Here is a 13,077-nt window from a genome sequence, read left to right on the forward strand (position 1 = left end):
TTAATCCGGCATTATCGGTGCCTGTTGGTGCTGCTCGCCTACCTCGATGCCCGCGAAACGGAGCAGTTCCGCCTCGACATCCTCCGGGGTCCCGGGCTCCTCGAAGCTGATGCGCCCCGCCTTGCCCGCGCGCAGCTCGCGCAGGAAGGTTTCGGCCGCGCGGTGCACGTCGACCACGCCGCCGCTCATGATGCAGCCGAGGCAGCGTCCCACCGCCTCGACCACCTCGTACGGGGTCTCCGGAAGCTCGGCCAGCTTGTAGCGCTCCTTCAGGAGGTCCGGGTAGCGACGCATCATGTAGGCGGCGGCGAAGACCCCGACGTTGGTGTAGTCGAGCGCGTTGGCGCCGATGGCGCCGCTGGCGGCCAAGCGGTAGGCGCCCCCCTGGTCGTCCATGGCGGGCCACAGGAGACCGGGGGTGTCGAAGATGAGGATGCCGTTGTTGAGCGGGATCTGCTGCGGGCGCATGGTCACCGCCGGGCGGTCCCCCACCTTGGCGATGCTTCTCCCCGCCAGCGTGTTGATCAGCGTCGACTTGCCCACGTTGGGGATGCCCACCACCATGGTTCGGATCGGGTAGCCGGGGTTGCCGCGCTGCGGCACCAGCTGCTTGCACAGCTTCACCAGGCTCTTCACCTCTGGGATGTTCTTCGCCACCAGCGGCAGCGCGCGCACGCCCGAGTTCTTCTGGAAGTGCTGCACCCAGGCCCTGGTCGCGGCCGGGTCGGCTATATCGTTTTTGTTCAGCACCTTGATGCAGGGCTTGTTCCGGCGTACCTGCTCCAGCAGGTGATTGGAGCTGGAGTACGGGAGGCGTGCATCGAGCACCTCGATGATCAGGTCGATCTTGCGGACCAGTTCCGAGATCTGTTCGAGCGCCTTGCTCATGTGGCCGGGATACCATCTAATCGTCATCTACTCTTCCTTGATACTGCCAAAATCAGACACAAGGGGACACCATAGCACAGGTGCCGCTCAAAATGCCACACCGGTTCGGCTGCCGCCCCCTCTCATGTGTAGCGCAGGCCTCAAGCATTAATATTAACCCGATTGACTCAGGTTGCCAGCGAGGCTAGCATTGCAAATGTTAAAAATTACACACCTTTGGAAAGGAGCAGGTTTACCGGCGGCGGGAAGGGCCGCGGCAGGAGAACGAGCGATGAGAGAGCTACTGGCAGAAGCGATCAGGCTGGCGGTGAACATGGAGAGAAACAGCGAGCGGCTGTACCGCAGGGGCGCTATGGCTGCGACCGAACTGGTGCAAAGGAGCTTCTTTGAGCGGCTGGCCCAGGAAGAGTCGCGGCACATCGAAGCCCTGCTGCAGCAGCTGTCCCAGCACGAGACGGCGGAAACGGAGATCGCGGCGATGCCGGCGCGGATCCCTGCGGCGGTGGAACCGGCAACGCCTCCAGTCAACCACCTGCACCAGGCGCTGCTCGACAAGCGTTTCAGCATCGACCTTTACGCCACCTTTTGCCGGTGCTTCAAGGAGCCCGCCCTGTGCCGGTTCTTCGATGCCACACTGGCAGCCGCCCGCAGGGAGTTCAAGCTGATCACCGCGGAATACCTCAAGGGGGGCCGAAGCGACGTTCCCGCCTATTCCCCTCCGCGGCGCAGCCACGTGCGGGGCGAACTCCCCCACCGCATCCCCAACCCCCATTCCCAGCTCTTCTTCGCCATGCAGGATTGCGGCAGGCAGTCCCGCATCGGCTGATTGCCGAGGCTGCCTCTCAGCCGGCAAAGGGGGACAGGCACCTGCGGAGCCAGTCCCCTGACAGTCCCCTGACAGTCCCCTGACAGTCCCCTGACAGTCCCCTCTCAGGCTGCCTCGGGCGCAAGCTCGGGCAGCCTGTCTCGTTGCTGCCATCTGCTTCCCCTCCCCAATCGGGACCTCTGAACATCTCTGCTGCTGCGTCTGCCCAGGCAGCGCCTCCGGTTGCGGCGCCTTTAACCGGCGTGACGCGGCGGTAACCAAGCCCTCAACCGTTTCTTCGATTTCCTGCCAGGACAGGCATCGCCGCCGATGAGCAAACATGGTAAAGTAAAACCTTTCGCGCCGGCAACCCGCGCCGCGGCCCGGGCTTTACCAGCCAGCCGCAGCTCGTGGCCACCACCATAAGACGGAGATGACACCATGTCCACTCTCGCCGATCACTACCAGCCGCTCCCGGGCACCGAAGGGATGCCTGCGCCTCCCATCGAACAGTACGAACAGCTCCGCCAGCGCCGCGGCTACGCGTACCGGCCGCGCACGCGGCACCTGCTCCCGGAGGGATGGGCCAGGTACACCAACCGCCTGTTCCTGGAGACCAGCCCGTACCTGCTGCAGCACGCCCACAACCCGGTGAACTGGTTCCCCTGGGGCGAGGAGGCCTTCGAGCTGGCACGACAGCTGGACCGGCCGGTGCTGATCAGCATAGGTTATGCGACCTGCCACTGGTGCCACGTGATGGAGGAGCAGTCCTTCGAGGACGAGGCCATCGCGGAGTTCATGAACCGGCACTACATCGCCATCAAGGTGGACCGCGAGGAGCGTCCGGACGTGGACTCTGTCTACATGACCGCGCTGCACGCCATGGGGCTCCAGGGGGGCTGGCCCCTCAACGTCTTCGTCGCGCCGGACCGGAAACCCTTCTACGGCGGCACCTACTTCCCCCCCAACGACCATCCAGGCGGGCTCGGCTTTCTGTCGCTGCTCATGCGCATCAGGGAAAGCTACGTCGCCGCACCGGACCGGATCAGCCGCGCCGGGGTACAACTGACCGAGGCGATCCGCACCATGCTGGCGCCGACCGAGGGCGAGGAGTCCTGGCGCGAGGTCTCCCTGGAGCAGGCGGTAAGGCTGTACCGCGACCGCTTCGACGACAGGAACGGAGGCCTCGTGGGCGCACCGAAATTCCCCAGTTCCCTGCCGCTCCCGCTGTTGCTGCGCCGCTACCAGATGAGCGGCGACCGGCAACTGCTCGCCATGGCCGAACTGACCCTGCAGCAGATGGCCGCCGGCGGCATCTACGACCAGGCCGGGGGCGGCTTCCACCGTTACGCCACCGACACGGCGTGGCAGATCCCGCACTTCGAGAAGATGCTCTACGACAACGCCCTGCTCGCGGTGACCTACCTGGAGGGCTTCCAGGCCACCGGGCGCACCGAGTTCGCCAGGGTGGCGCGCGAGATCCTGCGCTACCTGCAGCGCGACATGGAGCCCCCGGAAGGAGGATTCTTCAGCGCGACCGACGCAGACAGCCTGACCCCGGAGGGACACCGGGAGGAAGGGGTGTTTTTCACCTGGACCCCGGAGGAGTTGATCGATGCACTGGGCGAGGACCGGGGCAACCTGGTAGCCCTTTGCTACGGCGTCACGCAAGGAGGGAACTTCGAGGGGCGCAGCATCCTGCACCGCGACCGAAGCCTCGCCGAGCTGGCGGTAGAGTTGAAACTCCCGGAACAGGAACTCGAGCTCATGCTGGCGGACTGCCGCGAGCTCCTGTACCGGGCCCGCGCCAAGAGGCCCCTTCCCTTGAGGGACGAGAAGATCCTGGCATCGTGGAACGGCCTCGCCATCTCCGCTTTCGCCCGTGCCGGACTGGTGCTGGACAACCCGGAACTGGTCCAGGTGGCGGCAAAGGCGGCGGGATTCGTGCTGCAGCACATGATGCAGGAGGGGAGGCTGCGCCACAGCTACCAGGAGGGGAGCGCTCGGGGCGAAGGGTTCCTGGACGATTACGCCTTCGTCATCGCCGGGCTGATCGACCTCTTCGAGGCGAGCCATGAACTGCGCTGGCTGGAGCGGTCGCTCGAGTTGTGTGCGGCAGCAGTGGAGCAGTTCGAGGATCGGGAACTGGGGGGATTCTTCATGACCGGGCCGCACCACGAGCGGCTCATCTCCCGGGAAAAGCCGGCCTATGACGGCGTGATACCGTCGGGCAATTCCGTCATGGTGATGAACCTGCTGCGCCTGAACACCCTGACCGGCGATGCCCGGCTGCTGGAGCAGGCCGATCGTGCCCTGTCCGCCTTCGCGACGCAGCTGGTAAAATCCCCCGCCGCCCTCTCCGACATGCTCCTGGCCGTCGATTATGAGCAGCAGACGCCGAAGGAGGTGGTTATCGTGGCGCCGGAAGGGAAGCCGGAACTGGCGGAGCCCTTCCTGGCTGCGTTCAGGCGGGTCTTCCTCCCGAACCGGGTGCTGGTGGTGGTATGTGAGGGAGAGGAGTTGCGGCAGGCGGCGAGGCTGATCCCGCTGGTGGAGGGGAAGGTATCGGAAGCTGACCGTGCGGTCGCGTACCTGTGCAGGAACAGGAGCTGCCAACGCCCGACCGGCGATCGGGAAGAGTTCTACCGGCAGCTCAAGGAGGGCTAGCGCTCATCCCTTTTCCAGTAGGGGGCCTTGACCGGCATGATCCAGCGCACACCGCCGCGGGGGTCCTCGGTGTCGCCGGCATAGCGCGGGATCAGGTGAATGTGCAGGTGCGGCACGGTCTGCCCGGCCGCCGCGCCATCGTTGACCCCGATATTGAACGCATCCGGCGCGTGTTGCTGCAGGAGCAGCTCTCGCATCCTGGCCACCAGGTCAAACAGGGCGGCCTGCTCCTCGGTGGTGGTCTCGAAGAAGGAGGCGACGTGCCGCTTCGGGACCACGAGGGTGTGCCCCAGGGTGACCGGAAAGCCGTCGTGGAAGGCGAACGCCAGTTCGTTTTCCAAAAGGACCTGCGCAGGATCCATCCGGCAGAAGGGACAGGTGGCTTCGGTCATCATCGTCTCTATACGAATTCCACCTTGTCGGCCGCGGCGGTCACGACGAAAACCTTCTCGTTGTTGCTGTCCGGGTCGCAGGGAAAAACGATGAAGGTGGCGCGTGCCGGTGAGAAACCCTGGGTGTAGCCCACCAGGGTTTCGCCGTCTTTGAAGCAGATCCTGATCTTCTTGCCCAGCCCCACCCTTTCCACGTCCAGCTGCTCCTGGTATTCAGAGTTCCCCTGGAAGTTCTTGACGAAGAAGATGGCCTTCAAGTCGGCGACATTCACTTCGTAGCGCTTTCCCGTTTCAGCTTCAGCCAGGTGAAAGAGCATCTTGTTGGCGGCGAGGTCCTCGGTGGTACCCTTGACAACCCTGCCGTCGGCATAACGAACCACGATCTTTGCTATCACCGGTAACCTCTCCCTTAGTACATCAATGCGGTTGCGCGTTTAAATCCAAAGGCATTCACCTACTATCATAAAGTACGGATTATTTGAAGCACTTTTGGGCCGGTCACAGCCAGTGGCGCGGGTAGGAGCGGTGATAGACGACGTTGTTGGTGAAGCAGGCCACCACGAGCAGGATCAGCGCGCCGGTCAGTACCGGGAGCAGCACGAAGGAAGGCCCCACCGCCCCCTGCACACCGATCAGGGCGGTCGCGCCGCCGGGGGGATGGGTGGTGTGGGTCAGATTCATGAGGAAGATGGAAGTGCAGACGGCAAGGGCCATGGAAAGCGGCGTCGATCCCAATAAGGCGACTACGACCACCGCCACCACGGCGGAGACCACGTGCCCGCCCACCAGGTTGCGCGGCTGCGCCAGCGGCGACTCGGTCGCCCCAAACAGGAGCACCGCCGAAGCGCCCAGGGAACCGATCAGCAGCGGATGCCCGAGCAGGATGGTCAGTTCGCTGATGGCGAGGAGGCCGGCCATGGCGCTGACAAAGCTCCAGGCGGCATAGCGAAGCGTCATGGGACCGCGCGTGCCGCGCAAAGGGGCCCGGCAGCGGCGCGGCACCCGCGCCAGCCTCTTGCCGATGGCGACCTGCCTCCGCATCACCACGGAAAGGCGTCGTTTCATAAACAAGTCACCTCCTGATAACAATTAAAAGCTTGTCTCCCCCTCCCTTGACGGGAGGGGGACGGGGGGTGGGTGAAGCCGCAGGAGCACGGCGATGGTGGCACCATCCCCCACCCCCTAGCCCCCTCCCGCAAGGGGAGGGGGGACCCAGTCCCGGTGTTGCCGGGCGGAACGCTCCATTCCGCTTAGCCCCGCCTTACCCAAGCCCTAAGGGGACAGGCACCTGGCGGAGCCAGTCCCCTAGTCCGGCGCCCTCACCCGGCCTTCGGCCACCCTCTCCCAGAGGGAGAGGGGAGCCGGGCCACGGTTAGAAAAAAAGGGGCGGCACACCCAGGCGCCGCCCCTCGATGGCAAGCTATTTACCCGCGAGTGGGTCCTTGATCTCGTGCTCGGCCTTGAACATCAGCTTCTTCACGCCGCGGTTGTTCAGGTACTTCGCCAGCTCCAGGTCCACCTTGGCGGGCACGTCCACCCCGGCCCTGGCCAACAGCTCACGCAACTGCCGCTCGGCCGCCGCCGCGTGGGACAAGGCGTCGCCCAACACGCGCTGCGCCTCGTCGGGGTTGTGGAAGCCGACCGAGTTCTCGGCCCCGATGAAGACCACGCGGTAGAAGGCCTCCTCGTAGTGGTCCTTGGCCTGGGCGTAGAGCGTTTCATCGAGCTTTTTGCCGAAGGCGCGCGCCTTGTGCGCCATCTCGAACAGCTTGGCGTCGGTGGCGGTGGCGTAGCCGGAGCGGATGAACTGCGACATGACCCGGTCCTGGATGGCGAAGATCTTCTCCCTCATCTGCTCGGGGGAGTCGTCATGGCACTGCTTGCACGCCTTCAGGTCGTTCTTGAGCGGGCTCATGATGCGGTGGTCCGACACCTTCTGACCGGCGACGTCGCTAGCCGGCATGTGGCAATCGGCACAGGTGACGCCGGCCTGCCAGTGCACGCTGTTGTTGGAGAAGAGCTCGAACTCGGGGTGACGGATGAAGGCGAGCTTGAAGCCGGTGACGCTCTGGGTCCACTCGCCGCTCGGCTTGTTGCTCCTGAGTTTCTTGATGATGTTCTCGATGGTGATGCCGCCCCACTTGCTCCCGTCCCAGGGGAAGAAGACGTCGGTGGATTTCATGTCGGCATCCTTGGGGATACTGTAGGTGACGTGACACTGGGCGCAGGCGAGAGTCCTCAGATCCTGGCGGGTCAGCTTGGACTGGTCGACGCCCAGCTTCTCCAGCCCTTTGCCCAGGGTGAAGCCGCGCGAGATCTTGAGAGACATGTCGCGGTTGTCATGACAGTCGATGCAGGCGACGCCGAGGGTCTGGTCGGCCTTGGGGATCTTGCCGCGGATTTCCTGGTAGGGCTGGGCGAAATAGTCCCTGCCCAGCTGTTTCTGCAGCGTGGGGGCGTAGGGGGTCTTGCAGGTCAGACAGGAACCGCCGGCCTTGTAGCGGCCGGGATCGACCTCGAGCTGGTCCTGCACCATGTAGAAGTGCCCGCGCGGCTCCTTGTACTCGGTCCCGAAGGCCCAGCCGTTGTAAAGGAGCGCGAGGAAGGGGTACTCGTCGATCTTGTCGGGGTTTTCCTCACCGACGTCCCACCCTTTCTTGTACCTGCTCTTCCCGGCCGGCGTCGGCTCGGAGGTTTGCTTCCAGAGCTGGTACTGCTTGGGGTAGAGCTTGCCCCACTCGGCCGGGTCCACGGTCCCGTCGGCAATGGCCGGGCGCACCTCGGACAGTTCGATCTTCTTCGGGGAGCAACCGGCTCCCGCCAGCGCCACTCCCGCCACCGCCATGGCGACACATCCTCGCAGCATCTTCATCACATTCTCCTCTGTTCTGGTTGGTAACGATGTGACATTACCTTGAGCAGGGAGCGTGCCACGCCGGCGGCAGCCACAAAGCGTGAGAATTGCGTCGTTTCCAGGATACAGGCAGTGAGAAGTGTGTGGCCGGTGGGTAACGCGGCGTTACCTACCGGTAACGTTTCATCTTCTTCCAGAGGGTCTTGCGCGAGATGCCCAGCAGGCGGGCGGCCTCGGCGCGGCGATGGCCGGTTACCGCCAGTGCCTGCTCGATCAGCTCCGCCTCCCGGTCGTCGAGCTTGCTGGCAAGGACCGAGCCCTGGACGGGGTCGCGCAGCGCCTCCGCTTCCGGCGCGGCAAAGGCGCCGCAACGGAATTCGGGTGGAAGGTCGTCGAGCATGAGGATGTTGCCGGTGCACAGCGCCGTGGCGCGTTCCATGGCGTTCTTGAGCTCCCTGACGTTGCCGGGATAGCGGTGGTTCAACAGGGCCTCCTTCGCCTCCCGGGAGGGCTTGAGCTCCGTGCGCCCCATTTCGGCGGCGAACCGGGACAGGAAGACGGTGGCCAGGGGCAGGATGTCCTCCAGACGCTCCCGCAGAGGAGGAAGCTCGATCGGGATCACGTTCAGCCGGTAAAAGAGGTCCTCCCGGAACTGTCCCGCGGCGACGTCCTGGCGCAGGTCGCGGTTGGTGGCGGCGACGATGCGCACGTCGACCTGGATCTCGCGGCTGCCGCCGATCCGCTCCACGGTCTTTTCCTGCAACACGCGCAGCAGCTTCGCCTGGGCCGACAGCGGCAGCTCGCCGATCTCGTCCAGGAACAGGGTGCCGCGGTGGGCCTGCTCGAACTTCCCTTTACGCTCCTTGAGGGCGCCGGTAAAGGCCCCCTTCTCGAAGCCGAACAGTTCCGATTCCAGCAGGTTTTCCGGGAGGGCGGCGCAGTTGATCTTGATGAGGGGGGAGCCGCTGCGCCGGCTCTTGCCGTGCAGTTCGCGCGCCACCAGTTCCTTGCCGGTGCCGCTTTCACCGGTGATCAGGATGGTGGAGTCGAGGGGAGCGGTGGAGCGGATCATCTGGAAGACGGGCTGCATCGCGGGACTGCGGCCGATCATGCCGCCGCAGGAGTATTCACTCAGGAGCTGGTCGCGCAGCACGGAGTTCTCTTCCTTGAGATGTTCCCGCTCGGTGATGTCGCGGCTCACCATGAGGGTGCCGACGAAGCGGTCGTCCCCGTCCTTGATGGGATAGTAGCTGTTTTCGAAGATGCGTCCCTTGACCTCGAGAGGCCGGGTATGAAAGGCGAGCGTCCCGCTTCTGAGGCTGGCCAGGATGTCGGCGATGCGTGAGCGGGCCGGTGGCGAGTGGATGGCCAAGAGGTCGCGCCCCAGGTAGTTGGCGGCGTCGATGCCGCGGATCTGCTCGGCCGCCGCGTTGACGCAGACGATCCTGTTGGTGTGGTCGGCGAAGATGATCCCCTCGCCCATGCTGGTCAATATGGCGCGGTAGACCGCATTGCCGGGTTCACTCTCTGTCATTGTCGTCACGCCCCCGTTACCCATTGGTAACGTGATATTAGGCGTAGACCTGAGAAGCGCATTGACTGAGATCAAAAAATTTGAAAGCAGATGAGGGAATGGTGGGGTGTCCCCCCTCTCCTTGCGGGAGGGGCTCAGCGGGTAGGGAAGTTGTCACATCCCCTCGCCCACCGGGAGAGGGGAAGGGGTGAGGGCGTTGCCATGGAGCAAGGGGATCGCCAATTGTAGCGCCCTCACCCCGGCCCTCTCCCGGGGGGAGAGGGAGGGACGGTGGAATGATGGTAATAGACCTGCCGTAGTAGGCTCGCTGGGACTATCGTTTTACTTGTTCACGGAGGCTGGCTGCTGTGAGCTGGCTTTGCCCCCCTCTGCATCAGCTACTGCTTGGGAGCGGGCGCCCGCTCTTTCATGACTACGTCACGGTCGGACATCTTGACGATCAACGAAGCGCAGTTCTGATTGTGATCCATGGACCTGTTGTTGAAGGATTCCAGTTCAAGCTTCAGCTTGTCGGTGGCTTCGTTGGCCGCTTTGACCACGAGGTTGTGTTCCTGGGTGCGCCGGTTGAACTCCTCCACCTGGGCATCATCGGACATCACCAGTTTGCGCTGCATGTCGAGCAGCGCGGCGGCCTGCTTCTTTATCTCCATCATCATCTCGTTGTTCTGGATGATGTGCTCTTCCAGCATCTTGCGCAGATCCTTGATGTGATCCTCGGAGTACATGCAGGCGCGGTACTGCTCCTGGGTGCCGTACTCGATCTCCTTGGCGGCTGTCTTGCCCGGCTGCTGCGCCGGTTGCGCCTGCTGCCCGGTCCCGGGTGCAGGCTCCTGCTTGTCTCCCGGGGCAGCGTCCTGCCTGCTTGCAGATGGAGTCTCCGGCCTGGCCTCCTGCCTGCTTACCGGTACAGTCTCCGGCTTGACTTCCGGCTTGGCCTCCGGGGCAGCCACGGGTTTGGCCTCGGTCTTGACATCCTGGGCGGGAGTGGCTTCTTTGGTCGTCTGGTGCCACAGGGGAGTAACGGCATCCTTTGCGGCCGCAGGCTCTGCGGCAACAGCGGGCCCTGCCACGAAGGCAGTTAGAAGTGGCAGAAGGACAAACAGCGAGCGATACATCACACACCTCCTTCAAACATCATCACATAAAAAAACCGGGCGGTGCACCCGGTATCAGCGTTCAGCTTTGCGCACCCTGCGCCTGGGCCAGGAGATCGCGCGCATCGGCATCTTCGGGGTTGAGCATCACGGCCAGCTTCAACTGCTCCAGGGCCTCATCGAGTTTCCCCTGCTGCAGGCAGGCGTAGCCGTAGTCGCGGCGCAGGTTGGGCAGGGAGCTGTTCAGCTGCAGGGCGTTGGCGTAGTGGGTGAGCGCCTGCGGGTCGTTGTCGGCGGCCAGGAGGTTCGCCAGGGCGTAGTGGGCCTCCGCGATGGAAGGATTCACCTCGATCGCCTTCTGGTACAGCTCCCGGATCGTGCGCGGGTCGCCCCCCAGGGCCTGCTCCGCCGAGGCCAGCCCGTAGTAGGCCGGGGCGAGCCTGTCGTTGAGCTCGAGGGCGCCGCTGAAGCTCTTGCGGGCGGCAGCGAAGTCCTGCTTGAGCAGGTAAATGTAGCCCAGGTTGATCTTTACCAACGGCGCCTTGGGGTCCAGCTCCAGTGCCGTGCTGCAGTGTTCCAGCGCCTCGTCCAGGCGGTTGGCGCGCAACAGCGCCGCGCCGAAGTTGTTCTGGCAGCTGACGTGGGTGGGGACCAGCTTGACCGCCTTCTCGTAATGAGCGATCGCCTCGTCGTTGCGCCCAAGGTCCTGCAACAGGACCGCGTAGGTGTAGAGGGCGCCGAAGTGGAAAGGCGCCTGCTTGAGCGCCTCCACGAGCACGCTCTCGGCGTAGTCGTAGATGCGCAGGTCGTGCAGGGTATCCCCCAGCTTGTGCAGCAGGTGGGCGTTGTCCGGGGCAAGGCCGGTCGCTATCTCGAAGCAGACCGCGCTCTCGCGCGTGTACCCCTCCTGCTTGAGCAGGTCACCGAAGGAAACCACCAGGTCGGTCACCGCCGGGCGCTTGACCGTCACCACATCGTCCGCCAGCACGTTGGAGAGTTCGACCACGATGACGCGGGAGATGCTCTCACCGGTTTCGGCGATGCGCGCGCTCACATCCCGCAGCCCCTGCACCGCCTCCTCCAGTTTCCCGTTCCCCGCTTTAACAGCGGCGGCAAAGAAAAGGGCCAGGAAGTCGTTCTCGTCCCGTTCAGCCATGCCGGCGTAGGCAGCAAGAGCTTCCTCCATTTCGCCGCGCACCTGCATCGACAGCGCGTTGACGAAGGTGACCCCCTTGGCAGGTGTGGTGCCCCTGCTCTCCGCAGAGTCTTTGCCGAACATCTTGCCGAATATGCCCATGATCGTGTTCCTTTTGGCGCGCCCTGGTCGCAGGGCCCCGCCGGGGAGAATTGTCGCGCCGCAAAGGTATAGGATTCTGCAGTTTTTTGCAAGACCGTATCTGCGCTGCCGCGGTGAGAGGATGTGCGGAAATAACTTACCTAAATTGTGACTTGTGACCATTGCCGGGTCCGGCATCTCAAGTAACATTAGAGCGCGTTAAACAACCCGACGTTGTTCGCATTTGGCGCCACTGCTGCGCGACTAAGGAGACAGCCCATGCTACACAAAAACAGCATCACGGATCAGGTATGCAAATGGTGGTTGAGCCTGGCGGCGGCTGTGCTGCTCCTGGCATTGCCGCTACTACGGGACGCCGGTGCCGGAGTGGTCCAACTGCCCAAGACTGGGCAAAAGGCCTGTTACGATTCCGCCGGGACGGAGATCCCTTGTGCGGGGACCAGGCAGGACGGGGAACTGCAGATGGGACTGGCGCCCCCCTCGCCGCGTTTTACCGACCACAACGACGGCACCGTCACCGACAATCTCACCGGACTGATCTGGCTCAAGCAGGCCAACTGTTTTGCCGCCAAACTCTGGATGGATGCGCTCACCGTCGCGAAAGACCTCCACTCGGGGACGTGCGGCCTGTCCGACAACTCGGTCTCCGGGGACTGGCGCCTGCCCAACATCCTCGAGTTGGAGAGCCTGGTGGATCTCTCCAACATCAACCCGGCCCTTCCCACTGGGCACCCATTCAACAACGTTCAGAACAGCGGCTACTGGTCTTCATCCACCAATGCTTTCCACATGCTGCGGGCGCGCTACGTCTACATGCCCGACGGCGCCATCAACGGCAGCGACAAGGCCACCGCAACCCATTTCGTGTGGCCGGTGCGCGGAGGACGCTGAACAATTAATCGATAATCGGCCGTCCGGCGCGAGTCGACGGATGGCAGGAGGTGCCAGATGCTCAGATACGGTTTGTTGGTGTGCTTGTTGTTGCTGACCCTCGGTTGCGGGGGCGGAGGTGGCAGTGCCGGGACCGGCAGCAGTGGCGGTAGCGGAGGCGGGACGGGTGGCGGCACAGGGGACAACGGCACCGGTACGATAGTCATACCTCCCCCCCAGGTGCAGCCCACCAGTGCGGTAGTGACCCTGTCGACGGTGGGAACCCTGCCACAGGGAAGCGCTATCGCCGGCGTGTCCGTCACGCTGGGCCTGCCCGCCGGTGTCACGGTCGCAACCGACGCCAATGGCGCTGTGGCCGCCGGCGTGGTGACCGGCTCGGGACAGACCACTGGCCAGACCGCGGTAACGCTGACCACCCTCACCCCCGCCACCTCCACCACTGCGGGGTCGTTGCGGGTGGTGCTGGCCAGCAGCGCCCCGGCGGGGTTCACCACCGGCGAGTTCGCCAGGATCTATTGCGGCGTCAGCAGCGGAAGTTTTCCCAAGCCGTCAGACTTCTCAACTACCGACTTCCGGGCTGTCGACCTGCAGGGCGCCACCATCACCGGCCTCTCCCCCATCTCCAGCGCGACCATCGAATAGACGCCGGGTCCTC

The 13,077-nt window shown here is 64.1% G+C and carries 12 protein-coding genes; 4 read left to right on the forward strand and 8 right to left on the reverse strand.

The genetic code is table 11. The features are described from left to right. Entirely contained in the window at positions 1–915 is a 915-nt protein-coding gene (ylqF, locus tag H7687_RS15015; protein ID WP_183348813.1) for a ribosome biogenesis GTPase YlqF, read from the reverse strand. A gap of 244 nt (positions 916–1,159) precedes the next feature. On the opposite strand from ylqF, the gene H7687_RS15020 reads away from it, so the two are divergent. Together H7687_RS15020 and H7687_RS15025 are read left to right on the forward strand one after the other, a co-directional pair. Further along, positions 1,160–1,714: a ferritin gene (locus tag H7687_RS15020; protein ID WP_183348815.1), complete on the forward strand. Its 555-nt coding sequence runs from the start codon at positions 1,160–1,162 to the stop codon at positions 1,712–1,714. Positions 1,715–2,134: 420 nt separating this feature from the next. Next, on the forward strand, positions 2,135–4,360 hold the full coding sequence (locus H7687_RS15025; protein ID WP_183348817.1) for a thioredoxin domain-containing protein: 2,226 nt from the start codon (positions 2,135–2,137) through the stop codon (positions 4,358–4,360). Here the strand turns inward: H7687_RS15025 and H7687_RS15030 are convergent. The 7 genes from H7687_RS15030 to H7687_RS15060 all read right to left on the reverse strand — a co-directional run bounded on the left by H7687_RS15030 (position 4,357) and on the right by H7687_RS15060 (position 11,531). Next, the gene (locus H7687_RS15030; RefSeq protein ID WP_183348819.1) at positions 4,357–4,752 is read right to left on the reverse strand and encodes an HIT family protein; all 396 of its coding nucleotides are present in this window, start codon (positions 4,750–4,752) and stop codon (positions 4,357–4,359) included. The two genes, H7687_RS15025 and H7687_RS15030, sit on opposite strands and share 4 nt — an antisense overlap. A gap of 8 nt (positions 4,753–4,760) precedes the next feature. After that, positions 4,761–5,147: a DUF6982 domain-containing protein gene (locus H7687_RS15035; protein WP_183348821.1), complete on the reverse strand. Its 387-nt coding sequence runs from the start codon at positions 5,145–5,147 to the stop codon at positions 4,761–4,763. 103 nt (positions 5,148–5,250) lie between these two features. After that, positions 5,251–5,817 carry an HPP family protein gene (locus tag H7687_RS15040; RefSeq protein ID WP_183348823.1) on the reverse strand — a complete coding sequence of 189 codons (567 nt, stop codon included), beginning with the start codon at positions 5,815–5,817 and terminating at the stop codon, positions 5,251–5,253. 355 nt (positions 5,818–6,172) lie between these two features. Then, complete coding sequence (locus H7687_RS15045; protein WP_183348825.1) at positions 6,173–7,624, reverse strand: ammonia-forming cytochrome c nitrite reductase subunit c552; 1,452 nt, start codon at positions 7,622–7,624, stop codon at positions 6,173–6,175. 151 nt (positions 7,625–7,775) lie between these two features. Then, positions 7,776–9,140 (reverse strand): sigma-54 interaction domain-containing protein, encoded by a 1,365-nt coding sequence (locus tag H7687_RS15050; protein ID WP_183348827.1) that lies wholly within the window; start codon positions 9,138–9,140, stop codon positions 7,776–7,778. Between the two features lie 377 nt (positions 9,141–9,517). Beyond that, positions 9,518–10,255 carry a hypothetical protein gene (locus H7687_RS15055; RefSeq protein ID WP_183348829.1) on the reverse strand — a complete coding sequence of 246 codons (738 nt, stop codon included), beginning with the start codon at positions 10,253–10,255 and terminating at the stop codon, positions 9,518–9,520. A gap of 61 nt (positions 10,256–10,316) precedes the next feature. Next, the gene (locus H7687_RS15060) at positions 10,317–11,531 is read right to left on the reverse strand and encodes a tetratricopeptide repeat protein (RefSeq protein ID WP_183348831.1); all 1,215 of its coding nucleotides are present in this window, start codon (positions 11,529–11,531) and stop codon (positions 10,317–10,319) included. A 258-nt stretch (positions 11,532–11,789) separates the two neighbouring features. On the opposite strand from H7687_RS15060, the gene H7687_RS15065 reads away from it, so the two are divergent. Further along, entirely contained in the window at positions 11,790–12,422 is a 633-nt protein-coding gene (locus H7687_RS15065; protein ID WP_183348833.1) for an Lcl C-terminal domain-containing protein, read from the forward strand. A 57-nt stretch (positions 12,423–12,479) separates the two neighbouring features. After that, positions 12,480–13,064 carry a hypothetical protein gene (locus tag H7687_RS15070; protein WP_183348835.1) on the forward strand — a complete coding sequence of 195 codons (585 nt, stop codon included), beginning with the start codon at positions 12,480–12,482 and terminating at the stop codon, positions 13,062–13,064. Positions 13,065–13,077 lie beyond the last annotated feature (13 nt).

It is taken from the genome of Geomonas paludis, assembly GCF_014193585.1.
GTDB lineage: Bacteria > Desulfobacterota > Desulfuromonadia > Geobacterales > Geobacteraceae > Geomonas > Geomonas paludis.